The sequence below is a fragment of the Streptomyces sp. SAS_270 genome, from assembly GCF_052543295.1.
The window spans coordinates 39,541-62,297 of sequence record NZ_JBMNDS010000059.1; the positions used below are offsets into that span (position 1 = coordinate 39,541).

The 22,757-nt window shown below is 67.4% G+C and carries 21 protein-coding genes and 1 tRNA gene; 16 read left to right on the forward strand and 6 right to left on the reverse strand.

The annotated features are described in order from the left end of the window. Window positions 1–75: 75 nt before the first annotated feature. Window positions 76–606, reverse strand: coding sequence for an FHA domain-containing protein FhaB/FipA (locus ACN6LB_RS31470; protein ID WP_356134217.1), 531 nt, complete (start codon window positions 604–606; stop codon window positions 76–78). A 10-nt stretch (window positions 607–616) separates the two neighbouring features. Next, window positions 617–1,486 (reverse strand): FhaA domain-containing protein, encoded by an 870-nt coding sequence (locus ACN6LB_RS31475; protein ID WP_445028807.1) that lies wholly within the window; start codon window positions 1,484–1,486, stop codon window positions 617–619. Window positions 1,487–1,951: 465 nt separating this feature from the next. On the opposite strand from ACN6LB_RS31475, the gene ACN6LB_RS31480 reads away from it, so the two are divergent. Continuing rightward, a tRNA-Leu gene (locus ACN6LB_RS31480) sits at window positions 1,952–2,038 on the forward strand. A gap of 179 nt (window positions 2,039–2,217) precedes the next feature. Here the strand turns inward: ACN6LB_RS31480 and ACN6LB_RS31485 are convergent. Both ACN6LB_RS31485 and ACN6LB_RS31490 read right to left on the reverse strand, forming a co-directional pair. Continuing rightward, window positions 2,218–4,017 (reverse strand): hypothetical protein, encoded by a 1,800-nt coding sequence (locus ACN6LB_RS31485; RefSeq protein ID WP_445028808.1) that lies wholly within the window; start codon window positions 4,015–4,017, stop codon window positions 2,218–2,220. Further along, complete coding sequence (locus ACN6LB_RS31490; protein ID WP_445028809.1) at window positions 4,014–4,937, reverse strand: hypothetical protein; 924 nt, start codon at window positions 4,935–4,937, stop codon at window positions 4,014–4,016. Before ACN6LB_RS31490 ends, ACN6LB_RS31485 begins: the two co-directional genes overlap by 4 nt. A gap of 183 nt (window positions 4,938–5,120) precedes the next feature. On the opposite strand from ACN6LB_RS31490, the gene ACN6LB_RS31495 reads away from it, so the two are divergent. Next, the gene (locus tag ACN6LB_RS31495; protein ID WP_445028810.1) at window positions 5,121–5,345 is read left to right on the forward strand and encodes a helix-turn-helix domain-containing protein; all 225 of its coding nucleotides are present in this window, start codon (window positions 5,121–5,123) and stop codon (window positions 5,343–5,345) included. A gap of 251 nt (window positions 5,346–5,596) precedes the next feature. Here the strand turns inward: ACN6LB_RS31495 and ACN6LB_RS31500 are convergent, their stop codons facing one another. Beyond that, complete coding sequence (locus ACN6LB_RS31500) at window positions 5,597–6,049, reverse strand: hypothetical protein (protein WP_445028811.1); 453 nt, start codon at window positions 6,047–6,049, stop codon at window positions 5,597–5,599. Window positions 6,050–6,953: 904 nt separating this feature from the next. Here ACN6LB_RS31500 and ACN6LB_RS31505 point away from each other — a divergent pair. The 12 genes from ACN6LB_RS31505 to ACN6LB_RS31560 all read left to right on the forward strand — a co-directional run bounded on the left by ACN6LB_RS31505 (window position 6,954) and on the right by ACN6LB_RS31560 (window position 15,945). Continuing rightward, window positions 6,954–7,493, forward strand: coding sequence for a hypothetical protein (locus ACN6LB_RS31505; RefSeq protein WP_445028812.1), 540 nt, complete (start codon window positions 6,954–6,956; stop codon window positions 7,491–7,493). Between the two features lie 179 nt (window positions 7,494–7,672). Next, complete coding sequence (locus ACN6LB_RS31510; protein ID WP_445028814.1) at window positions 7,673–8,575, forward strand: alpha/beta hydrolase; 903 nt, start codon at window positions 7,673–7,675, stop codon at window positions 8,573–8,575. A gap of 325 nt (window positions 8,576–8,900) precedes the next feature. Then, a complete protein-coding gene (locus ACN6LB_RS31515) occupies window positions 8,901–9,209 on the forward strand; it encodes a TetR/AcrR family transcriptional regulator (RefSeq protein ID WP_445028815.1) in 309 nt (102 codons plus the stop codon). A gap of 14 nt (window positions 9,210–9,223) precedes the next feature. Then, window positions 9,224–9,319 carry a hypothetical protein gene (locus ACN6LB_RS31520; protein ID WP_445028816.1) on the forward strand — a complete coding sequence of 32 codons (96 nt, stop codon included), beginning with the start codon at window positions 9,224–9,226 and terminating at the stop codon, window positions 9,317–9,319. Window positions 9,320–9,513: 194 nt separating this feature from the next. Then, a complete protein-coding gene (locus ACN6LB_RS31525) occupies window positions 9,514–10,500 on the forward strand; it encodes a helix-turn-helix domain-containing protein (RefSeq protein ID WP_445028817.1) in 987 nt (328 codons plus the stop codon). 146 nt (window positions 10,501–10,646) lie between these two features. Further along, complete coding sequence (locus ACN6LB_RS31530) at window positions 10,647–11,222, forward strand: TetR/AcrR family transcriptional regulator (RefSeq protein WP_445028818.1); 576 nt, start codon at window positions 10,647–10,649, stop codon at window positions 11,220–11,222. An 88-nt stretch (window positions 11,223–11,310) separates the two neighbouring features. After that, on the forward strand, window positions 11,311–12,099 hold the full coding sequence (locus tag ACN6LB_RS31535; protein WP_445028819.1) for an SDR family oxidoreductase: 789 nt from the start codon (window positions 11,311–11,313) through the stop codon (window positions 12,097–12,099). An 84-nt stretch (window positions 12,100–12,183) separates the two neighbouring features. Then, window positions 12,184–12,723, forward strand: coding sequence for a hypothetical protein (locus ACN6LB_RS31540; protein ID WP_445028820.1), 540 nt, complete (start codon window positions 12,184–12,186; stop codon window positions 12,721–12,723). Window positions 12,724–12,792: 69 nt separating this feature from the next. Beyond that, the gene (locus ACN6LB_RS31545; protein ID WP_445028821.1) at window positions 12,793–13,221 is read left to right on the forward strand and encodes a tautomerase family protein; all 429 of its coding nucleotides are present in this window, start codon (window positions 12,793–12,795) and stop codon (window positions 13,219–13,221) included. Window positions 13,222–13,395: 174 nt separating this feature from the next. Continuing rightward, window positions 13,396–13,959 (forward strand): UTRA domain-containing protein, encoded by a 564-nt coding sequence (locus ACN6LB_RS31550; protein ID WP_445028822.1) that lies wholly within the window; start codon window positions 13,396–13,398, stop codon window positions 13,957–13,959. Window positions 13,960–14,053: 94 nt separating this feature from the next. Then, window positions 14,054–14,878: an SDR family oxidoreductase gene (locus ACN6LB_RS31555; protein ID WP_445028823.1), complete on the forward strand. Its 825-nt coding sequence runs from the start codon at window positions 14,054–14,056 to the stop codon at window positions 14,876–14,878. Between the two features lie 284 nt (window positions 14,879–15,162). Beyond that, window positions 15,163–15,945, forward strand: a complete 783-nt coding sequence (locus tag ACN6LB_RS31560; RefSeq protein ID WP_445028824.1) for a hypothetical protein — start codon at window positions 15,163–15,165, stop codon at window positions 15,943–15,945. 251 nt (window positions 15,946–16,196) lie between these two features. Here ACN6LB_RS31560 and ACN6LB_RS31565 read toward each other — a convergent pair whose 3' ends face one another. After that, entirely contained in the window at window positions 16,197–17,183 is a 987-nt protein-coding gene (locus ACN6LB_RS31565) for a helix-turn-helix transcriptional regulator (RefSeq protein WP_445028825.1), read from the reverse strand. Window positions 17,184–17,544: 361 nt separating this feature from the next. On the opposite strand from ACN6LB_RS31565, the gene ACN6LB_RS31570 reads away from it, so the two are divergent. Both ACN6LB_RS31570 and dnaE read left to right on the forward strand, forming a co-directional pair. Next, on the forward strand, window positions 17,545–18,486 hold the full coding sequence (locus ACN6LB_RS31570) for a haloalkane dehalogenase (RefSeq protein WP_445028826.1): 942 nt from the start codon (window positions 17,545–17,547) through the stop codon (window positions 18,484–18,486). A gap of 184 nt (window positions 18,487–18,670) precedes the next feature. Continuing rightward, the gene (gene dnaE, locus ACN6LB_RS31575; protein WP_445028827.1) at window positions 18,671–22,096 is read left to right on the forward strand and encodes a DNA polymerase III subunit alpha; all 3,426 of its coding nucleotides are present in this window, start codon (window positions 18,671–18,673) and stop codon (window positions 22,094–22,096) included. The last annotated feature ends 661 nt before the right edge of the window (window positions 22,097–22,757 follow it).

The following is a 22,757-nucleotide window of genomic DNA, read 5'->3' on the forward strand; positions in this document are numbered from 1 at the left end:
CGGGAGCGCGCCGGGGTCCGTCGTGTGGACCGCCGCTGCGTGCTCGCTCCGCTCGCCCTCATTCATGATGTAGCACTACTTCCGCAGCTCGATGACGGTCTTGCCGATGCGGATCGGCGCGCCCAGCGGAACCGGTGTGGGAGTCGTCAGTCGGGTCCGGTCGAGATACGTGCCGTTGGTGGACCCGAGATCCTCGACGATCCACTGGCCGTCCCGGTCCGGATAGATCCTGGCATGCCTGCTGGACGCGTAGTCGTCGTCCAGCACGATCGTGGAATCGTGCGCCCGGCCCAGCGTGATGGTCTGGCCCTGCAGGGCGACCGTTGTGCCGGTGAGGGTGCCCTCGGACACGACCAGCTTGCTGGGGGCGCCGCGGCGCTGCCGGCCGCCGCCGGTGCTCGGTGCGGCGGCCTGCTGGCGCTGCTGCGGCGGTGCGGCCGCCTGGCGCGCGGCCTGCTGCGGCCTGTTGGCTTCCCGGCGCGAGCCGCGCTGAGTGACGCGCGTTCCGAACAGGTCGCTGCGGATGACCTGCACGGCCACGATCACGAACAGCCACAGTACGGCCAGGAAACCCAGCCGCATGACCGTGAGGGTCAGCTCTGACATTGCCCCCGCTTCACCCTTCGGCTTGCCGGTAAATGATGGTGGAACTGCCCACGACGATCCGCGAGCCGTCGCGGAGCGTAGCGCGGGTGGTGTGCTGCCCGTCCACCACGATGCCGTTGGTGGACCCGAGATCCTGGATCGTCGAGGGCGTTCCGGTCCGGATCTCACAGTGCCGGCGTGAGACGCCGGGGTCGTCGATCCGCACGTCGGCTTCGGTGCTGCGGCCCAGCACCAGCGTCGGGCGGGAGATCTGATGGCGGGTGCCGTTGATCTCGATCCAGTGCCGCATGCGGCCGCCGGCCTGCGGGGCCGGCGCCGCACCGGGCCGCTGGCCCAGGGGTGCGGGGCCGGGACGTCCGCCGGGCGGCGGGGCGGCAGGCATGGGGGGTGCTCCGGCGGGGGCCACGGGCTGGGCGGCGGGCGGATAGCCGTAGCCGCCGGCGCCACCTGCGCCGCGTCCGGCCGGCGGGCCCGCGGGGGCGCGCTCGGGAGCCTGCTGGTTGGTGGAGGAGGCGAGCGTACGGCTGCGGACCCGGTAGAGGCCGGTGTCGAGGTCGTCCGCCTTCTCCAGATGGACCTTGATGGGGCCCATGAAGGTGTAGCGCTGCTGCTTGGCGTAGTCGCGCACCATGCCGGCGAGCTCGTCGCCGAGCTGGCCGGAGTAGGGGCTGAGCCGCTCGAAGTCCGGCGTGCTCAGCTCCACGATGAAGTCGTTGGGGACGACGGTCCGGTCGCGGTTCCAGATCGTCGCGTTGTTGTCGCACTCGCGCTGCAGGGCGCCGGCGATCTCGACGGGCTGGACCTCGGACTTGAACACCTTGGCGAAGGTGCCGTTGACCAGACCCTCGAGACGCTGCTCGAACTTCTTCAGGACTCCCATGGGGCACCTCCTCCTTCGTAGCCGTCCTGGTACTGCTTACTGATCGTATCCACGCGTCGGGAAATCGGCTGGTTCCCCCTGTCGGCCCGGTCGACGGGTGTCGACGAGCTCCGAGCCCCTCCCGGAGTCCCCTCCCGGAGTTCCCTCCGAAGCGCCTCTTCGAACTCCTGCTGCCAAGGATCGTAGAGGCGGCCCACGACCAGTGTCCCGCACCTGGCTGTGCTGCCTGTCCGGCTACTGGGGAGATGCGCAGGACCGGTACGAGGTTGATACGTGAACCGGTTCTGACTGATACCCGCCGCCGCCGGGGACCCCGGTGCGGGGGAGGTGGCCTGGGCGGGAGGGGCGCGCGCGGGCGGTGCGGGAGGTGGGAAAGGGATGTGATTCCACCCCGGACAGCGTGCTAATCTTCTGCATGTCGGAAGGCGCTCACCCACTCGGTGGGAGACGGAAGACACACCCAATGCGCGGGTGGCGGAATAGGCAGACGCGCTGGATTCAGGTTCCAGTGCCCGAAAGGGCGTGGGGGTTCAACTCCCCCCTCGCGCACCATGAAGAACCGACGGAACGGGTCTTCACCAGTGACGAAAGTCATGGTGGAGGCCCGTTCCTCGTTGTCGGGCCGGACAGGGACGTGACAGGGCCCCGGCGGTGAGGTATCTCACGGCCGGGGCCCTGCTATTTGAGCTGCTGGTTGTTCTCCGGGTGGTGCTGGGGTGGCCTCGGCCGGTTCAGGCGGCCGACGACAGATGGCCGGTGGGTGTCCAGGTTCCGGGTTCTTTGGTCTTCCGCCTGTGGTGGGTGCGGCGCCGGGGGCGTTCGCCTCCGAGCGCGAGCGTCTCCAGCCATTTCATGATCTTGCGGCGGTTGGCGTGGGCGAGCTGGAAGGCCAGGAGGATCGTCTGGGCCGCGATGCCGCGGATGCGGCGGGAGCCGGCGGCTTCGATGGCCTCGGCAAGGGGGTTCTTGGCGTAGCCGTTGTAGCCCTCGACGCTGTTGCGCAGCCGGAAGTAGATCTTCTGCCATTCCGGGCCGCCGTACTCCAGGGCCTGCCACTGCTTGGCGCCGGCTTCCGGGCCGACGGTGATGGCGCGCTGCCGGCAGACCTTGACAGGGCCCACCGGGCTGGGTTCCGGGTCGACCAAGGGTAGATGGATGCCGCGTCCCATCGTGTGGGGCTTGAGAGAGCACTGGGCCTTGCCTGCTTCGGCGGGGCACATCATCCGCTGGTAGCCGTCGGCGTCGGCGTTCTGCTTCGGCATGAGGCGGTAGCCGCGGCGGGCGGCGATGAGCCGGACCCACGTCTCCCGGTCGATGCGCTCGGCGTGCAGGTCGGCGGTGGCGTTGATGAGGGGCTTCGGCATGGACGGGCAGTACCAGCGGCCTTCGACGAGGATGGCGCCCTGCGTTCCGTCCTGTTTGCCGAGCTGGTCCGCCCGGTAGTCGTATACGGGCTTGTAGCCCATGGCTCGGACGGGGATCTGCCATTCCGTGGGCTCGGAGTTGTTGTAGGCGCGGTCGCCGGCAAGGTAGCCGGGTTTGTAGCCCCGTTCCTGGAGTCGGTCCAGGATCTTCAGGCCGTTGTACGCGGGGCGTTGGCCGGGCTTGTCGAGGGCGATGCCGAGGACGACGACGGGCAGGACTTCTGGGTTCGGGGTGCCGTCGTCGAGGAGTACCGCGTCGTGTTCGGTGTCACGGGTCACGATGAGGTGGGCGTCGTAGCCGTAGAGGTACTTCTTCTTGAGCGAGGTCTTCTTCTTGCCCGGAGGCGTCTTGGCTTTGCCTTTCTGGGCGGGCGGCGGAGGCGGCTGCATGGCGTCGGACACCGGCACGTCCGGGTCGCGGTGGTCGCCCTCGCGTACGTACCAGCCGGCGTCCGGGTCGGTGGCGAGCTCGGGTCCGTTGGTGCGACGGCCGCGGGAGAACGTGCGGATGGGGGTGGCGTCGATGCCCAAGGAGACCTCTGCCAGCTCTGCCAGCAGATCGTGGAGGGGGCGTACGGATGCGTCCAGCACGAACTCGGTGAACAGCGCCAGCCGCCGCTCCCGCTCGGCCAGTTCGTCGACGTCGGCTGCCGCTGTCATTGCGTTCGCCTCACCGCGTGAGAGATGCCCGTTGGGCGGCAGCGGGGAGGGGTTCATCGCGTCCTTCATGGCGTGGAAGATCCGCCTGACCACGGCGTAGGCCGCCTCGAATCCCTGGTCGTGGTCGTCGTAGTCGGCTATGTCGAGGAGGGCGCGCAGCTGCGGACTGGTGCGGAAGTACAGGATGTCCGTGACCCGTTCCAGGACGATCTTGCCGCCGGTGTCCTGGGTGCAGAGATGGAGACCGACCAGGAGGCTTCGGAGGTGCAGGGTACGGTGTCGGCCTCGCGGGAGGTGGACGAACTCCTCCAGCAGAGGGACCAGTTGGCTGTCGTCGACTTCCTCGATCGCTGCGTCGACGTCGGCGTCGTCGATGAATCTGCGCTTGGCGCGCATCGCCAGAAGGCGCTCGTGGCGATCACTGGGCAGGCTGCGGGGCTGGGTCATTGGCTGCCCCGCAACAGGCGGGCGGCTTCTTCGGCGGGGACGGCGCTCAGAAACGGCAGGATACGGGAGAGGCCGTGGAGGGTGTCGACGCCGGCCGCCGCCACGATGACGGTGATGGGAAGCCGCGCTTCGAAGAGCTCCACCAGCCACGTGGATCTGAGGCGGCCCATGACCAGGCGAGGGACCTTCGGGCTGGGCTGGGCGCGGGCCAGGAAGTTCGTGACGGTGTTGGTGCCGCGGCTGTAGGAGTTGGGGCGGAACAGATACTGCGCGGCGCCCGTGTTGTCGAGACGGTCAGCGGCGGCGGCCAGGACCCCTTCCCAGGGGCGGCGGCACAGGATCTCCCGTTTGCGGGATCCGCGAGTGACCACGACGACTGGGCCACCACCCCCTGATGACCGGCGGACGTCATGGACGCGAACCCGGATGACCTCCGGTGAGTCGAGGCCGACCCCGAGCCCGAGTGCCATGAGCGTCTTGCAGCCCCAGCGAAGTTCGTCGGTGGGCAGCCCACCCATCCACCCCCACAGATCCGCGAGTTCGGTTCGGGTGTATGGGCTGTTGGGAACCGAGGCCGACAGTTTGGCGGGTTTCCCGGTCCGGCATTCGCCGCCCAGCACGATCTCGCTGAGCCGCAGGAGCCGGGTCCGGTAGTTGCCGCGGGTGCTCTCCCGCACGTTGGGGCAGCCGGCCGCGATGAACCTCTCGATGACCTCCCGGGAGAGCCACACCTGGGCCTTCCCGGGAAGACCTTCGCCGTTGCAGAAGAGGGCCAACTGGGAGAGCGCGGAGAGCAGTTCACGTGCTTTGTAGGACGTCAGGGGGTCGGCGAGACGGACGACACGGCGCACTTCGTCGCCGACGCGGCTCCACCCCGCGGGGGAGCCGGACGGGCCGTAGGAATCAATCCGCTGACTCATCACATGTCGCCAAACCAACACCCCAGCCGGTGGGGTGTTATTCGAATAACATGTAGCTGTGGCAGCAGCCGCGCGCGACCGGGGAGGACCGGATGGGTCAGACTTCACCTCATGCCCCAAGGAGATGCCCGCCGACTGCCGCCGCGCGCGTACTGCGCCAGCGGCGCGTGGCCTGAGGCCGTCATGGAGGAGCACCACGGGGCGAGGGTCGCCCAGGCCATGGCCGTCCGGCTCAAGGCTGGGCTCGACCGGCGGGGCTGGACCGTCGCTCAGTTGTCGCGCGAGAGTGGCGTCGCCCGCTTCACGATCGCCAAGGCGCTCGCTGGCGAGGCGTGGCCTGATCTGCTGACCATTGCCAATCTCGAAAAGGCGCTGGACTGTGATCTCTGGCCCGGCCGGGAAGTGTGAAGCGGGCCGCCGCGGTGAGCCGCCGGTATACGGACGTGGGGCACGGAATGGCTGTTCGAAACCGAACATCTGGGCGGTCATCCCTTCGGGCGAAGGGCGGGACCATATTTCGTCGTGCGCTACCGGCGGCCCTCGACCGCTCGTAAAATGCAACGTGACGAACTGATCCGGCGCTGTGGAAGGTTCTAGGTGGGTTCGTCGCCGTTGGCCGTCACCTTGGACTGGACTCCTTGGTGGCGGCCTTCTTTTGTTTAAGGCTGCTGGGGTGGTGCGTACTGGTAGAAGGCATTCGGTAGCTTGATCAAAGATCCGGCTTTCGCCAGTTCATCCGCTGCCACGCGAACGCTCTTGATCTTGTCGGCTTCGTTGAGTGCGTTGGCCACTTCGAGGGCTTTCCACTGCCGCAACGGATCTTGGGCCATCAGCCGCAAGATACGGGTCTTGCGGGGTGCAATCTGGAAGCCATCGGTTGCCGTTGTCGGCTCGGCGTCGTCGGAGTCTGCGTCGGACTGTCGCTGCTCAGGGATTCCCGATGTCCGCCACTCGTCTGCGATCTGCATCTGCTTCTTTACGTGACGAACGAGGCGAAGCTCCTGGCGGACCTTGAACGTATCGCGCTGCAGTTCGACCTCCTTCTCCTCCAAGAGCTCGATGTACTTGTCGGGATTACCGGCTACTTCTTCCCATGGAAGGGTTTCGATCATTGCAGAACCCTACCTATAAGAATGCATAAGTTACCCCTCCCGCAAGGGGTGCTTCACTCGATGTAGCGACAAGGTCAATTACCTGTCGGGTTACCTGGTCGAACGGTATCGAAAATTCCCGTTTTGTTATCCAGGGCCTGTCTGGGGTGGAGGAACGTTTCGCTGTCTTGCTGGAAAGGAAGGGTTGTGCAGTCCGGCTCGTATTCCCTGACCTGCGGTGCGGAGGTAATTTCTGGAAGGGGGGTGATTTATTGCTTCGTGGTTCTCTGTTCCTTGAGCCAGTAAGCCCTCTTCTTTCCGTTGTGCATGGGGAGGTAGCCCTGTTGTGGGGGCCTGTGCCATGAGCGTCATGGCCGGGGCAATTGCTCTGTCAGGAGGTAGGGGTGTCGGGAAAGGGGCCCCTGGGCTTGCCCTGACAGGAGGGAAGCTGATCCGGAGTTCCTCGTGGATTGGGGCACTGACACCTGACCCGGGTATGGGCGGTCCGGGGCAGGGCCTGCTGGCAGGACGCTCAGGCGGCGACCAGCCGAGCGGCTCGGCGTAGGCGGTGGCCTGGGGTACGCCGTGCTGTGGGACCTGCCCTACTGGTCCTGATATCTCAGCGATCTCCGGATACGCGGGGTGTGTCTCGGCGCAAAGGCCTGCCCCTGGCCCCGTGACAGGTGGTGGACGACAGAGGCAGGGCTGTGCATAGAAGGTGGCGTGGATGGTGGCGATTCTGAGGGTCGTCTCTCCGTGGAGGGTTGGGGGAAATAGCAGGGCTCAGCAGCACAGAGATGTGCGTCGGCTGTGGCGCCGTGAAGTGCTCCGCGGTACCTCGTGGCGAGCGTGTCCTGCCCGTCCCCGGGTTGCCGGGACAGGCGCAGGGGGCAGCCGGCAGGGGAGCCAGGCATAGGGGCAGCTCTTGCGCTTCTCGGGTCTTGTGCAGCCTTTCCATGGTCGTCGGACCACTCGTGATGGTCGGCGGTTTCATCCTCCCCGCGACGGTGTTCTGCCCCGTCCCGCGTCCGCCGGTGCCTGCGCGAGAGGAGCTTGTCGACGTGACGTCAACTGCCTCTTCCCCAACGCGACCGGCGGACGGCTGGGCGGCACCGACCTCACCGAGCGGCCCGATGCCGCATGGCTCGTCGAAGCCGGCGCGCGAGCCAAGGCCCTCGGCGGGGGCGCGACTGCCGACTACGTCACCCCCCTGGCGGTCTACCTCGCCAGCCGGGCCTGCGACACCTCGCAGAACATGTACTCAGCGCTGGGCGGCCGCTACGCTCGCATATTCGTCGGACTGACCCGGGGATGGACCGCTCCCGGCGCACAGGCACCGAGCGTCGAGGACAGCGTCGACCACCTCGCGCAGATCGACGACCGCACCCAGTACGACGTCCCCCTCAGCGGCCTCGACGAAATGGACACCGTCATCGCCGCCAAGACGGCACTCGGCCTCCCGTAGCGGCGGGCCGGAGCCTCCTCTCCACCTCACCTGGGTCGATTCATTCCTGCCGAACCAGTACGTCGCCACAGCAGTTGGCGTCCGTGTACCCCCCACCCGGCGCCTCCGTTCTATGAGGTCGCGTCGGCGCGATCCACGATGGAGATCTCCATTGATCACGACACGAGGCGGTCGACACCATGACGCGTGAGGACATCGAATTCCAGGGCGAGGGTGGCGTCACTCTCCGCGGGTGGTTCTACCCGGCAGTCGGGGCGTCAGGGCCTACGGCCACGATTGTCGTGTCCCACGGCCTGACCGCGGTCAAGGAGATGTATCTCGACGACCTCGGCGCCTACTTCGCGGCGGCCGGTCTCAACGCCCTCGTCTACGACCACCGCAACTTCGGCGACAGTGACGGGACGCCCCGCCAGGAGGCGGACCCGGTGATGCAGCAGCGCGACATGCGCCACGCCATCTCGTACGCCACGACCCGTCCCGATGTCGACGAGAGCAGGATCGGCCTCTGGGGAACCAGCTACACCGGGGGCGTGTCCATCGTGGTGGCTGCCGTCGACCGTCGCGTCAAGGCCGTCGTCTCGCAGGTGCCCGGTGTCTCGGGCGCCGGGCAGGCCATCCGCGCCGTGCGACCCGACCTCGCGGCTCACCTGCGCGGGATGCTCGAGGGTGACCGGATGAACCGTTTCGCGGGCGGCGAGCCGGGCGTGGTGCCGGCGGTCAGTGCCGACCCGACGGGTCCGGCGATGATGCCTGACGCGGGGGCGTGGGAGTGGTTCACCGAGGCCGCCAAGCGCGCTCCCAACTGGAAGAACGAGGTGACGGTGCGCTCGATGGAGATGGCCGGCGAGTACGAGCCGATCAGCTACATCAGCCGCGTCTCGCCCACGCCGCTGCTGATGATCGTCGCGGACAACGACGTGGTCGCGCCGGTCGCCCTGGCGCTGGAGGCGTACGAGCTGGCCAAGGAGCCCAAGAAGCTCGTGCTCATGCGGGGCGGACACTTCGACGCGTACCAGGGGGCCGGGTTCGAGGAGAGCGCGGCGGCGGCGCGGGACCACTTCCTCAGCCATCTGAACGCCTGATCTCCGCGACATGAGCCGCCCGGTCGCACGCAGCGCGTGGGGCCGGGCGGCTCATGTCGGTGCAGCCACGGTCGTGCCCCCATGCCGCCCGTGGCTCAGCGGCCTGACCCCATGAGCGAGGCAATGTCGTCCACTCGAAATTGCGACCGAGTGGCCTCGTTTTGGATGGACTGGTTGCGGCACCGACGGCCGCGCGGTGCGGAAGGTCTCTTGCGCGAGTCGAGCAGCGCTTGGCCGCTCGGAGTCAAACGTCCACGCTGATCTCCGGTGCCGGTCTGCGACCTAGTATTTGACCCACAGGTCAAATACTCGCTACGGTAGCGATGTGGGCAGACCGAAGGGCTTCGAGCCGGACGTGGTCATCGCGCAGGCGATGGAGACGTTCTGGACCAAGGGCTACACCGACACTTCCCCTGCCGACCTCGCGGAGGCGACCGGAGTGGCCGAGGGCAGCCTGTACCACTCCTTCGGTTCCAAGCGTCAGCTGTTCGGCAAGGTATTGGACCTCTTCGGCCGCACGCGTGCCGAGCAGGCTGATGAGTTCCTCTCGCGGTCGCCGCCGCGTACGGGGTCGGCCACAGCGACCTGCTCGCCTCTCTGTCCGGGCAGGTCGGCATCGCCTCGGGGCGCCTGACCCAATCCGAGGAGGTGGCGGACCTGGTCGCCTTCTTGCTGTCCGGCCGCGCCGCCAACATCCATGGCGCCGACCACGTCATCGACGGCGGCACCCTCAAGGCCGCCTGACAGCACCGCAGTCGGCGGCGAATGGTGCGACCGCGCGGCTCGTGCCGAGTCGGTTCTTCGAAGGCATGCCTGATCGGGAGACGTCGGGTCCCACCAGTACGCGGGGGCGCCCCTGCCGGGGTCCCGCGCGCCTGTGACCCGCGTTTTCCGTCGCAGCGCGGCCGCTCATCCCCTCCACCGGTCAGGAGCAGTCAATGACAGTCGTCGCCGATCCCTCCTTCGACCCCGACCTCGACCTCGACGTCGCTTCGAGCGCCGACGAGGCCGTGCGGGCATGGCAGATGGCCGAGAACGCCTTCGCCGCCGTCGCCCTTCGACCTACGGGTCGGCACGGCCTCAGGGCGGCCGTGCGCACCCGGGCGCTCGGCGACCTCGTCATCGCCGACTGGCGCACCCCCGACTTCGAGGGCGTCCGCACCCGTGAGATGGCCGACGCCGAGGCCGACTCAGTCATCCTGGTCACCGTGTCCGAGGGGCGCCAGATCATCGAGACGTCCCACGATGCGCTCGTCCTGCGTCCGGGCAGCCTCGCCCTCATCAACACCGGCCGGCCGGGCAGGGTCGTAGTGCCGGGGACGCTCGTGAAGCGGGCCATCCGCATTCCGATGACGGCACTCGCCCCTTTCGACACCGGACATGGGTCTCCGCAGTCCGTCGTCTTCGAGGCCCGCGACAACGCCCTGTCCACCCTGCTCCACGACTACACCGCCGGCATCGACCAGTACCTGGGCGGCATGTCACCGCTCGAGATCGAAACGGCGCGCAACGCCCTGCTGGTGCTGGTGACCGGCCTGCTGCGGTCGGCCCAGCCGCCGCCCCTCAACAAGACCAGTGGGCTCTCGTTCCTGCGCACACGCATCGAGGCATCGATCATCGAGCGCCTGCCCCAGGGGGCGATCAGCGTCAGCGAGTTGGCCGCGACCCACAACGTCGCCGTCCGTACGGTGCAACGGGCCTTCGCCGAGAGCGGTGAAACGGTGCGGTCGGTGGCGCGCAGGCATCGTCTCGCCGCCACTCGATCCGCTCTGGTCAACACGTCGTTGCCCATCGCACGGATCGCCCTTCGGTGGGGGTTCTGCGACGCCAGCCACTTCAGTCGACAGTTCCGGCGCGAGTTCTCGATGTCTCCGGGTGACTATCGCGACGCCTACGCGGTGACAGAACTGACCCCCGGGGCGTGAGCCACGCGATGAGTCGAAGGGCGGCGCTTTCATGGGACGGGATGGAACTGTTCGACCCAGAGCGGGCCGACCTCCTCGCGGATCTCCGGCGCCGACTTGCAATCCAAGTATTTGACCTACAGGTCAAATATTGCTACGGTAGCGATATGGGCAGACCGAAGGGCTTCGAGCCGGACGTGGTCATCGCGCAGGCGATGGAGACGTTCTGGACCAAGGGCTACACCGACACTTCCCCCGCCGACCTCGCGGAGGCGACCGGAGTGGCCAAGGGCAGCCTCTACCACTCCTTCGGCTCCAAGCGTCAGCTGTTCGGCAAGGTACTGGAGCTCTACGGCCGCACGCGTGCCGAACAGGCCGAGGAGTTCCTCTCGCGCCCGGGCACCGCCAAGGAGCGCATCCGCGCCTACTTCGTGCTCCTCGTGGACGCGGACCTGGACGGGGCGGTCCGACGTGGATGTCTGGCCCAGAACACGATCGGGGAGCTCGGCGGACGTGACGCGGAGGCCACCCGCGCGGTGCTCCGCATGGAGGAGGGCCTGATCGAGCTCCTCGCCGCCCGCATCGCGCAAGGGCAGCGGGACGGTGACGTCGACCGGGACGTCGACGCCAGAGCACAGGCGCTGTTCCTGCAGAACACCCTCGCCGGGTTGCGGGTCATGGCCAGGACGTTCGAGCGGCCGGCGCTCCATCGGATCATCGACACGGCACTCGCGGGCCTCTGAGGCACGCCACCTCGGACGATGGCCTTTTTGTGCCCTAATTTTTGACCCTCAGTTCAAGAATATGCGGTTCTTCAAGAAAGAGGAGATCATGGACCTTGGCATCAGCGGAAAGACCGCTCTGGTCACCGGCGCGAGTCGCGGCATCGGCCTCGCGATCGCCCGGACCCTGGCCGCGGAGGGCGTGCGGGTGGTGGGTGCCGCCCGGACCATCACCTCCGAGCTGGAGGAGGTCGCCGCCGCGGCCTTCTCTGTGGACCTCAGCACCCGCGACGGGGCGACGTCGGTTGCCGATCAGGCGCTGGCCGCGGTCGGCGGGATCGACTTCCTCGTCAACAACGTCGGCGCGGGCGACCCGGACGGGATGGGCGTCGGCGGAGTCCTCGACACCGGCGACGAGCAGTGGCAGCGGATATTCGATCTCAACCTGTTCAGCGCGGTGTGGACCACCAGGGCGGCGTTGCCGAGCATCCTGGAACGCAGGGGCGCGATCGTGAACATCTCCTCGATCAACGCCCGCGTGCACACCGGCACGCCGGTCGGCTACGCGGAGGCCAAGGCGGCGCTGACCCAGTTCGGCAAGCGGCTCAGCGAGGAGATGGCGCCGCGCGGTGTCCGCGTGAACACCGTCTCCCCGGGCACCGTGGCCAGCCGGCTGTGGACCGACCCGGACGGTTACGGCGGCAAGGTCGCCGCCGCCTTCGGCGTCGGCCACGACGATCTTCTGGCGGGTCTGCCCGGGCAGGTCGGCATCGCCTCGGGGCGCCTGACCGAACCTGCGGAGGTGGCGGACCTGGTCGCCTTCCTGCTGTCGGAGCGCGCCGCCAACATCCATGGCGCCGACCACGTCATCGACGGCGGCACCCTCAAGGCCGCCTGACAGCACCGCCGGCGACGAGTCTTTCGGCCGCGCGGCTCGCGTCCAGTCCTTCACTTCCCGTCGCCTGCAACAGGACAGCGCACGATGAGCACGACCATCCCCGGAACCATCACCACGGTGATGCACGAGGTCGTCCAGTTCTCGATCGGTACGGGGCTGTCTTTCGACGACCTCCGCACCAGCTATGAGCGTGCCGTGCCGTCGTTCGATACCGCTCGGTTCAGCGAGATGGAGCCTGAGCCGGTCACCTGGGACACCGTTCTCGCCGCCACCGCCGAGAACGCACCGCACGGGTTCGTCCGGTACTGGAGCTCCGGCGTCGGGGGCATGGCACGACTGAGCGTGGCCGCAGACACCGGCTCCTGCACCACATACCTGATGGGCAACCACACGATCGCCCATCGGGTGTACACCCGCGACCCGGCCGTGCTGGTCGCCCCACAGCGCGCCACCATCCACGAGGACCGCCAGGGAGCCGCCTGGTTCTCCGTCGAACAGCCCAGCACCCGATTCGCCACCTTCGGCAATCCCGACATCACCAAAGTTGGCCTGGAACTCGACGCCAAACTCGCGGACCTGCTGAGGTTCCTGGACATTCCGGTGCCGGCCGCCCTGACCACGTAATCCGGCGGACCAACCGGAAAGTGCTTATCGAACCCTGACAGACCCAATGACAGAACGGAAAGGGAATTCATGCCGATCTATCAGTGTCTCGTCCCGGCCGGCTCGCTCGATACCGACCGCCGCACCGAGCTGGCGGAAGCAATCACCACCGTGCACACCTCGGTCACCGGAGCGCCCCGGGGGTTCGTCCACGTCGTGTTCAGTGAATACGAGCCGTCGGAGTTCTTCACCGCCGGACGGCCCAACACACTGTCGGTGATCAATGGAGCGATCCGGGCCGGCAGGGATCGTGCGGCGCGCGCGGAACTTTTGACCCGGCTGTCCGAAGCCTGGACCGCGATCACCGGCCAGCATCCCCGCAGCGTGGTGATCGGGCTCAACGAGCTCGATTCGACCTCCGTCATGGAAGCCGGCCTGATCATGCCCGCCCCCGGTGAAGAGGCGGCTTGGGTCGAACGTCACAAGGAGGAACTCGGGGAGGTGCTGTCCAGTACATAGCAGCCTGCAACCCAGCGTGCTCAGCCACGGCAACTCATCCGCAACGGGTCGCTCCCGGGCAGCACAGGCCGTGGTGTGGGGTGCTCGTAGCCCCTTGCGGGCCGGGGAGGCCATCCCGAATCCAGTAACGCCCGGCAGGCGACCTGGTACGGGCCTCGATCGAAAGGAACAATCGTGAACGCCGTCCCTGAAGTCAAGCGGAATACTGTCGGGCGTTATTCGTACGAAGCCCGCAGGCGTGCGGCCGGACGCATTGCATTCGATTCGGAGATTCACAGCTTGAAAATGGATCCCGCGTCGGCCAGAACCGTCACCAAGGCCGCTCCACCTGAGCAGGTTGCAGCCATTCTGGGTGTGTCCCCGGAAGAGATCAGCACGGTAAAGCGGGCTCGAATAATGCTCGCGAATGAGGCTCCGGTGCAGCTTGCCGACTCCTACATCCCTGTCGAGATCGCCGACGGGACGGCTCTCGAAGCAGAAAGCAGTGGCCCGGGTGGGATCATCGCGCGTTTTGCCGAGATGGGCCTCGCTCAGGTGAGGATCACCGAGGAGATCAACGTTCGCCCCCCAACTGCTCAGGAAGTCGAATCCCTTGAGCTGAGGGAAAACCACCTGGTCTACTCCATCACGCACGTGGGATGGACTTCCCAGCAACGACCGGTTGAAGTCTGCCTTCACGTAATGCCCACTCACCTGTGGACCCTCAACTACGAGTTTCCGGCCGACGCGCCCGCGTAACCACCCAAAGACGGAATCTGTGCCCCGGGACATCTCGCTCCGGAGCCCAACAAATGCCCTTGGCCCAAGACGTCATCTCGATCGGAGTGTTTTCATGAGCAAGATCTGGTTCATCACCGGCTCGTCGCGCGGTTTCGGCCGCCAGTTCGCCAAGGCGGCCCTGGAGCGCGGCGACAAGGTCGCGGCCACCGCCCGCAACACGGACTCCCTCGCCGACCTGGTGGCCGCCCACGGCGAGGCGATCCTCCCCCTGACCCTGGACGTCACCGACAAGGCCGCCGCCACCGATGCCGTCCAGCGGGCGCACGCCCACTTCGGGCGCTTGGACGTCGTCGTCAACAACGCCGGCTACGGCCTGTTCGGCATGGTCGAGGAACTGACAGAACAGCAGATCCGCGACCAGATGGAGACCAACTTCTTCGGCGCCCTGTGGGTGACCCAGGCCGCCCTGCCGCTCCTGCGGGAGCAGGGCAGCGGCCACATCGTGCAGATCTCCACCATCGCCGGTGTCGTGGCGTTCCCCTACGTCGGCGGCTACAACGCCTCGAAGTGGGCTCTGGAGGGACTCAGTGATGCCCTCGCCCAGGAGGCCGCCGGCTTCGGGATCAAGGTCACCCTCGTCGAGCCCGGCGGGTTCGCCACCGACTGGGCCGGTTCCTCGGCCGTAGCCGCCGAACCGCTGCCCGCCTATGACGAGGTGCGCGCCGCCGCGCACGCCGGGGCGAGCCAGCTGGGGAACAGTGACCCGGCCACCTCCGGTGAGGCACTGCTGAAGATCGTGGACGCCGACACCCCGCCCCTGCGCGTCTTCTTCGGCACAGCCCCGCTGCACGTCGCCCCGCCGGTCTATACCGAGCGGCTCAAGACGTGGGAGGAGTGGGCCAAGCTCTCCGCCGAGGCCGAAGGCACCACCGCCTAGAACCAGCCCTGCCAGCACCGGACTGACCTTGAGAAGAGGGTCATTGGGGCCGGTGCGTGCGATGACCGTCTGCACGACGAGGTCTTCGTAGATGGGTTCCCCGCGGCTGCCCGCTGACACGGACGCCGGCAGCGGCATGGTGGGGCCGGCCTCACGCCTGCAGAAGAGCGGGGGCCGGCCTCACGCCTGCAGAAGAAGGTACTTCCGGTGACAACTCAAGCCCCGCGCTGCGGACCGCGCTGGCCTACTGAGAGGCCCGGACCCCGCACGACCTCGATCGTGCGATGACCTACATCGCCGACAACATCGTCTGCTACGCACCTGGCGGGCTGATCGAGGGTGCCGAGGGCTACCGCGCCTTCATGTCGCTGCTCGTGCAGATCCTTGCATCGGACGAACTGATCGCCGCTTTCGGGGTCGACGAGAAGGCGACCCTCGTCTACGACACCCGCACGGTGCCAGTGGAAAGCTCGCCCGCTGCCGAGTGCGTGACCGTCACCAACGGAAAGATCGTCGCCAACCTGCTACCTCTTCGACTGGCTGCCATTCGAAACCCCGCAGTGCACAAAAAACACAGACCCCATTTCCGACGAAACCGCACCGCCACCAGCTGCACCCCACCGCGCTTGGGGATCCAGTGCATCAACGCCAGACACCTACGAATTCAGGGATGCGCCATGGCAACCTCGGAGATCATTACCTCACTTCCCCTGCAAATCCTGATCGGCGGTCGCATCTTTGCCGCTGCCACCCACCTGTTCGCACCCAGGTGGGCCACTCGCCTCATTCGAATGGACGCCACTGGCACACCGGCGATCACCTACGCGCGGATGTTCGCCATCCGCAACGCGATCTTGGCCGCAGGGCTGCTGCACCTCGAAAGCTTCACCGAGCCCAGCACTTTCGTCGCACTCAACGTGCTCGTCGATTCGGTCGACGCCGTCGCCTTCCTGGCCGCGGGACTGAGGAAGGACATCAGTGCAAGGTCCGCCGCACTGGGTGCGGGAATATCCCTGTTCGCTGTCGCCGCCGGCGCCGCCGCGCTCCTCATCGACCCTGCCCTATGACCGTCGGATCAGAAGAACCCAGGGATCGAGACCAGCCACCCGCTCCATAGACCCTTGGGTTCGTCGGGATGAACTTCGGCTCGCGCGAACCCAGGTTGAACAGTTGCAGCCGATGAGTTGTGGGAACGCGCGGATCGTGCAAGGCACCGTCTCTGCCCGCTCCTTGGCCGTCGGCCTGCGCAAGGATGAAGTCCGGGTCAGTGACATCGCGGGCCTGCTCACGCGCCGACGCGTCCGGGCGACGACTACTGTCAGTCTGCTGGGGCGCCGTCGTACAGGGCGATGGTCTCCTGTGCCCTGCGGACCAGCGCCTCACGCAGTTCGGCCGGCTGAAGGACCTCGACGGCGGGACCGAAGAGGAGAAGCTGCTCAGCCAGGCGCAGCGAATGGAACCTCACCTCCAGCTGCACCGGATCGGTGCTCTCGGTATCGGCCGGCTCCTGCGGTGGCGGGGCGGCGAGCTCCGCGCCGTGCAGAGCCAGGAACTTCGCCAGCATGGGGCGCTGGACCTTCACCGTCACGCTCACCGGTGTGGGCACGTTGTCGACCCTGTATCGCAGGCCCTCCCACAGCTCGGCCAGTTCCACCCCGCTGCGCCGCTGGACGGGATCCTCGGTGACCGTCGCCGAGAGCATCCGGTCCACCCGGAACATCATGGGCTTTCCGTGGTGATCGGCGATCAGGTACCAGATACCCGCCTTGCTCACGAGCCCGTACGGATCGAGGGTGTAGGAGCGGATCTGGGCATCGCGGCCGTGACGGTAGCGCAGTCGAAGCCGCCGGTCGTTGAAGACCGCGGCCTGGAGCACGCCGAGGTCGACGGTGAGCTCCTGAGGGCTGCCGCGCCAGCGCACCGGGTCGATCAGGATGCGGCGGCTCGCGAGATCGGCGTCACCGCGAAACGGCGCGGGCACAGCAGCCATGACCTTGCGCAGCGCCGAGCCGATCGCCTGGCCCAGTCCCAGGTCGGCGTGGGCCCGGTCGGTGACCAATACGAACAGCGCGCGGGCTTCGTCGGCCGTCAGGCCGGTGACATCGGTGCGGTAGCCGGGAAGCAAAGCGATGCCCCCGTTGCAGCCTCGCTCTGCGTACACGGGCACACCGGCCGCGGACAGCGCCTCGACGTCGCGGAAGATGGTCCGGACCGACACTTCCAGGCGCGCGGCCAGGTCGGTCGCGGGCATCTGCCCGTGGGTCTGCAGCAACAGCAGCAGCGACAGCAATCGGTCGGATTTCATACCCCAAGAATGACCTGGATACATGACGAAGTCCGTCATGTATCCAGAGTGGGCTCCTCCATTCCGGCTCCACCCGTCCCGCACCGGGCTGCGGCCGGTGCCAGCGCCAACGCCGCTCCTGCGGGTGCCGGTCCGGGCACCCTGCGTGTCGGCTCCAAGACTCAAAAAGCCGCCGCATACGCTCGGCTCCGCACAAGTCGGCCCGGCCAGCCGCCGCTGCCTCTCCCGCGGAGTGTGCCGAAAAAGTCCCAGATAAACATGACGGCACATGTCATGTATCCGGTCGTACGTTCATGGGGCAACAGCACGCGGCTCGGCACTGGAGCGAGCCGGCCGATCCACACTGCAGGAAGGGAGCGACATGTCGAACTCAACAGCCGGCATGCACATCGAGCGGACCCCGGACGAGCGTTTCGAGAACCTCGTTGACTGGCCGTACGAGCCGCACTACGTCACGGTCGGCGAGGGACTGCGCATGCATTACGTCGACGAGGGGCCGTCCGACGGCCCGGTCGTGGTCCTCGCGCACGGCGAGCCGTCCTGGGGCTACCTGTACCGCAAGATGATCCCCGGCCTGGTGGCAGCGGGCCGACGAGTCCTGGTCCCGGATCTGATCGGCTTCGGCCGCTCGGACAAGCCGGTCGACCGGGCCGCCTACACCTACGAGTCCCACATCGCCTGGACCGGTGACTGGCTGGACCAGCTCGGCCTCACCGACATCACCCTGTTCGGCCAGGACTGGGGCGGCTACATCTTCAACGTGCACGTCGGGCTCACGCCCGACCGGTTCGTGGCCGTCGTCGCCTCCAACACCGGCCTGACCGACCCGGACTTCATGGCCTCCCTGACCCCGGAGACGTTCGCGCAGGGATTCAGCGCGTTCCTGGAATGGCGGGAGATGTCCGACGCGCCCGACCTGACCGCTTCGCGGGCGGTCGCCGCCGCTCTCAGTGCCACCGGTGACGTCCTGACCGAGGAGGAGGCTGCTGCCTACGACGCCCCCTTCCCCTCCGAGCGGTACTTCGCCGGGGCACGGCAGTTCCCGCACCTCGTCACGCTCGAGACCCCGGAACCGCTCGCCGCGACGCTGCGCAGTGCCTGGGCCGGGCTGGAAGCCTTCGACAAGCCGTTCCTGACCGCCTTCGCCGAGCACGATCACATCTCGCGCCCCTTCGAGGGAATCTTCCAGGCCCGCGTCCCCGGCGCGAAGGGCCAGAAGCACGTGACGGTTCCCGACGCCGGTCACTTCCTCCAGGAGCAGCAGCCCGACCTGCTGGTCGAGGCCATCCTCAGCCTCGGCTGACAGCCCACCCGCACGCCACGCCCCACACCCAGCGGCCCACGCGAGTGGTGTGGAGCATGGCGGCGACCGGCCTCACACCTGCCGGGAGCGGGCCCCTCGGGGGTGCTCTGCTTGGGGGTCGCTTCAAGATCCGGTTCTCGTGACCGGCGCGTTCTTCCCCGCGGTCCTCGGAGGGGCCTTCCCGGTGACCGACTCCTTTGTCCACCTGCACAATCACACCGAGTACTCGATGCTCGACGGTGCCCAGCGGCTGCAGCCGATGTTCGCCGAGGCCGCCCGGCAGCACATGCCCGCCATCGCGATGAGCGACCACGGCAACATGTTCGGCGCGTACGAGTTCCAGCAGGTCGCCCAAGGCTTCGACGGCGTCAAGCCGATCATCGGCATCGAGGCGTACATCGCCCCGTCCGGGCGCCGTAACCGCACGCAGGAGTTCTGGGGGCCCGGCGGCCAGCGCGCCATGCCGGACGACGGCGACGGCTCCAGGGACGTGCCGGGCGCAGGCCGCTACACCCACATGACGATGTGGGCCCGCAACGCCCAGGGACTGCGCAACCTGTTCCACCTGTCGAGTGAGGCCAGCTTCACGGGGCAGTTCCCGGCCGGCAAGCCCCGTATGGACATGGAGCTGATCTCGGAGCATGCCGAGGGCGTCATCGGGACGACCGGGTGCCCCTCCGGTGCGGTCCAGACCCGGCTGCGCCTTGGCCAGTACGCCGAGGCACGACACGTCGCGGCCTGCTACCAGGACATCCTCGGCAGGGAGAACTACTTCCTGGAGCTGATGGACCACGGCCTGGCCCTGGAGCGCAACGTCCGCACCGACCTGCTGCGTCTGGCGAAGGACTTGGGCATCCCGCTGCTGGCGACGAACGATGCCCACTACGTCCTCGAAGAGCACGCGGACACCCACGACAACCTGCTGTGCATCCAGGTGGCCAAGGACAAGGACGACCCGAACCGGTTCAGGTTCAACGGCACCAGCTACTACCTCAAGACCGCCGCCCAGATGCGGGAGTTGTTCGCCGACCTGCCCGAGGCGTGCGACAACACCCTGCTGGTCGCGGAGCGCATCGAGTCCTACGAGGAGGTCTTCGCCCCGGGGGACGAGATGCCGCAGTACCCCGGCGTCCCCGAAGGGCAGACCCAGGAGTCGTGGCTGCGACAGGAGTGCCTCAAGGGGCTGGCTATGCGTTATGGCTCCCCGGTCCCCGCCGACGTGATGGAGCGCTTCGAGACCGAGATGAACGTCATCGGCCCGACGGGGTTCTCCTCCTACTTCCTCATCGTCGCAGACATCTGCCGGTACGCCCGCGCCCAGAAGATCCCCGTCGGGCCGGGACGTGGTTCCGCACCGGGGTCGATCGTGGCGTACGCCATGCGCATCACCGAGCTGTGCCCGCTGGAGCACGGGCTGCTCTTCGAACGGTTCCTGAACCCGGAGCGCATCGACCCGCCGGACGTGGACCTCGACTTCGACGACCGCCACCGCGAGCGCATGGTCCGGTACGTGGTTAAGAAATACGGCGACCAGTACACGGCGCTGGTCAACACCTTCGGCAGGCTCAAGGCGAAGAACGCCGTCAAGGACACCGCGCGGCTGCTGGGCTACCCGTACTCGCACGGTGAGCGGATCACGAAGACCCTCCCGCAGGACCCCAGGGGCGAGGCGATCCCGCTGCCCGGGATCTTCGACAAGAACCACCCCCGCTACGGGGAGGCCGGCGAGATCCGTGCTCTGTACGAGAACGAACCCGATGTGCGCCGGGTCCTCGACGCGGCGATGGGCGTCGAGGGACTGATCCGAAACACCGGAGTCCACGCTGCCGCGGTCATCCTGTCCAAGACCCGCCTGACCGACCGTGTCCCCCTCCACATGCGCCCCAGGGACGGCATGAAGATCACCGGATTCGACTACCCCAGCTGCGAGGACCTGGGGCTGGTCAAGATGGACTTCCTGGGACTGCGCAATCTCGGCGTCATCGACCAGGCGATCCACAACGTCCGCGAGAACCGCGGTATCCACCTCACCACCGATACTGTCCCCGCCTACGGTGCCACCCCCGTTCCCCTGGACGACGCCACCACCTTCCAGCTGCTGGCCCGGGGTGACACCGTCGGTGTGTTCCAGCTCGACGGCGCCGGCGTGCGCACCCTGCTGAAGCTGATGGAGCCCTCCCGCTTCGACGACATCGCCGCCGCCCTGGCCCTGTACCGGCCCGGCCCGATGGCCGCCCACGCGCACACCGACTACGCGCACAGGAAGACCGGCCGCCAGGAGATCACCCCGATCCACCCCGAGTTGGAAGACGCCCTGGAGCCGATCCTCGGGAACACCTACCACCTGCTCGTCTACCAGGAACAGCTCATGGCCATCGCCCGCCGGCTCGCCGGGTACACCCTGGGCGGCGCCGACCTGCTGCGCCGCGCCATGGGCAAGAAGAAGCCCGAGGTGCTGGCCGCGGAATGGGAGAAGTTCCACGGCGGGATGCGGGACAACGGGTACTCGCAGGAGTCGATCAAGGCGCTGTGGGAGGTGATGCTGCCCTTCGCCGGGTACGCGTTCAACAAGTCCCACAGCGTCGGCTACGGCCTGGTGTCGTACTGGACTGCCTACCTCAAGGCGCACTTCCCCGCCGAGTACATGGCCGCCCTGCTCACCTCGGTCGGCGACCACAAGGACAGGGCCGCGATCTACCTCGCCGACGCCCGCAAGCTCGGCGTGCGGGTCCTGCCCCCCGACATCAACGAGTCCGTCGCGAACTTCACCGCCGTCGGCGAACACGTCCGGTTCGGGCTGCGCTCGGTCCGCAACGTCGGCGAGAGCGTCATCGAATCCCTGGTCGCTACCCGCACGTCGAAGGGCAAGTACACCTCCTTCCTCGACTTCCTCGACAAGGCAGACCTCGCGGCGCTGAACAAGCGGGTCGTGGAATCGTTGATCAAGGGCGGGGCGTTCGACTCGCTGCACCACACCCGCAAAGGGCTGTCCGCCGTCCATGAAGACGCCATCGACTCGGTCGTTCCGGTCAAGAAGCAGGCCGCGATCGGACAGGACGACCTCTTCGGCGGCCTAGGCGGCACCGACGGCCAGCCCTCGTTCGGCCTCGACTTCACCATCGACGACACAGAGTGGCCGCGCAGGCAACTCCTGGCCGCCGAGCGGGACATGCTCGGCATGTACGTCTCCGCGCACCCCCTGGACGGCACCGAGCACATCCTGTCCCGCCACCGGTCCATCACCATCACCGAGCTCACCGCGTCCGGCCGCACCGAAGGCGTCGTCACCCTCGCCGGCCTCATCACCCACGTCCAACGCAGGACGACCAAACAGGGCAAGGTCTGGGCAGTCGTCCGCCTCGCAGACCGCGACGGCGAGATGGAGATCCTGATCTTCCCCGCCGCCTACCCGCTGGTCCAGCACGCGTTGACGCCGGACCGTGTCGTCGCCGTCCAAGGTCGCCTCAACGAAGGCGACGGGAACGTCGGCCTCGTCGGCCAGGAAATCGCCGTACTGGACATATCGTCCGTCGAGACAAGCGGAGAGCCGTGGTACGGCGATACGGCATATCGCGAGTCCGCCTACGAGGATGTACGGCCGCTGCAGTAACCACCGTTCCCCGGAGCCGCGGCGTCGGCCCTGCCCATGGGCGGGTAGCCCCAGATGTTCGGAGCGCCGGCCGGCTCTCGTTCCTGGGGTCCCTCATCGTCCTCGGCACGAGCGCACGTTTCGGTCACGATGTCGCCCCTCTTCGAGTCAGAGCCAGCCGCCGAGAGTGATCAGTCCGCGGTGTACCAGCGGCTCAATGAAGGGATTCGGCCGCAGTGCAGGCCCGTACGCCAGCTCAGCGACGTCCATGCGCCATGGCCTGCGCCGGTGATCGATGAGGCGAAGGTCGAAGATCGTGTCAGCGATGTAGTCGGCTGGATACCCGCGGTCCAGGAGCCGGTCTGCGGCGTATACCGCGGCCGCGACCCGAAGCGAGTCGGTCCATGGCCTCTTGCCGTTCCTCTTGTGCTGTGCGGTGCCCGCGGTGAGCGCACCGCATATCGCAGTAGGGGATCGCCGCGGCGCACCATCGACGGCGAAAGGAGTGGGATCACCACGGCCGCGAGCGCTACGAGCTGTCTGTCGTCATGCGTGGGTGTTCCGTCGAGCCACGAGTTGACGCGTGGGTCTGATGCAGGTTCGGGTGACAGGTTCGATCACGCGGCCTGGGGGGCCGGTGTGGTCATGACGATCTCGAATTCGACGGGGGTCAGCCGGCCGA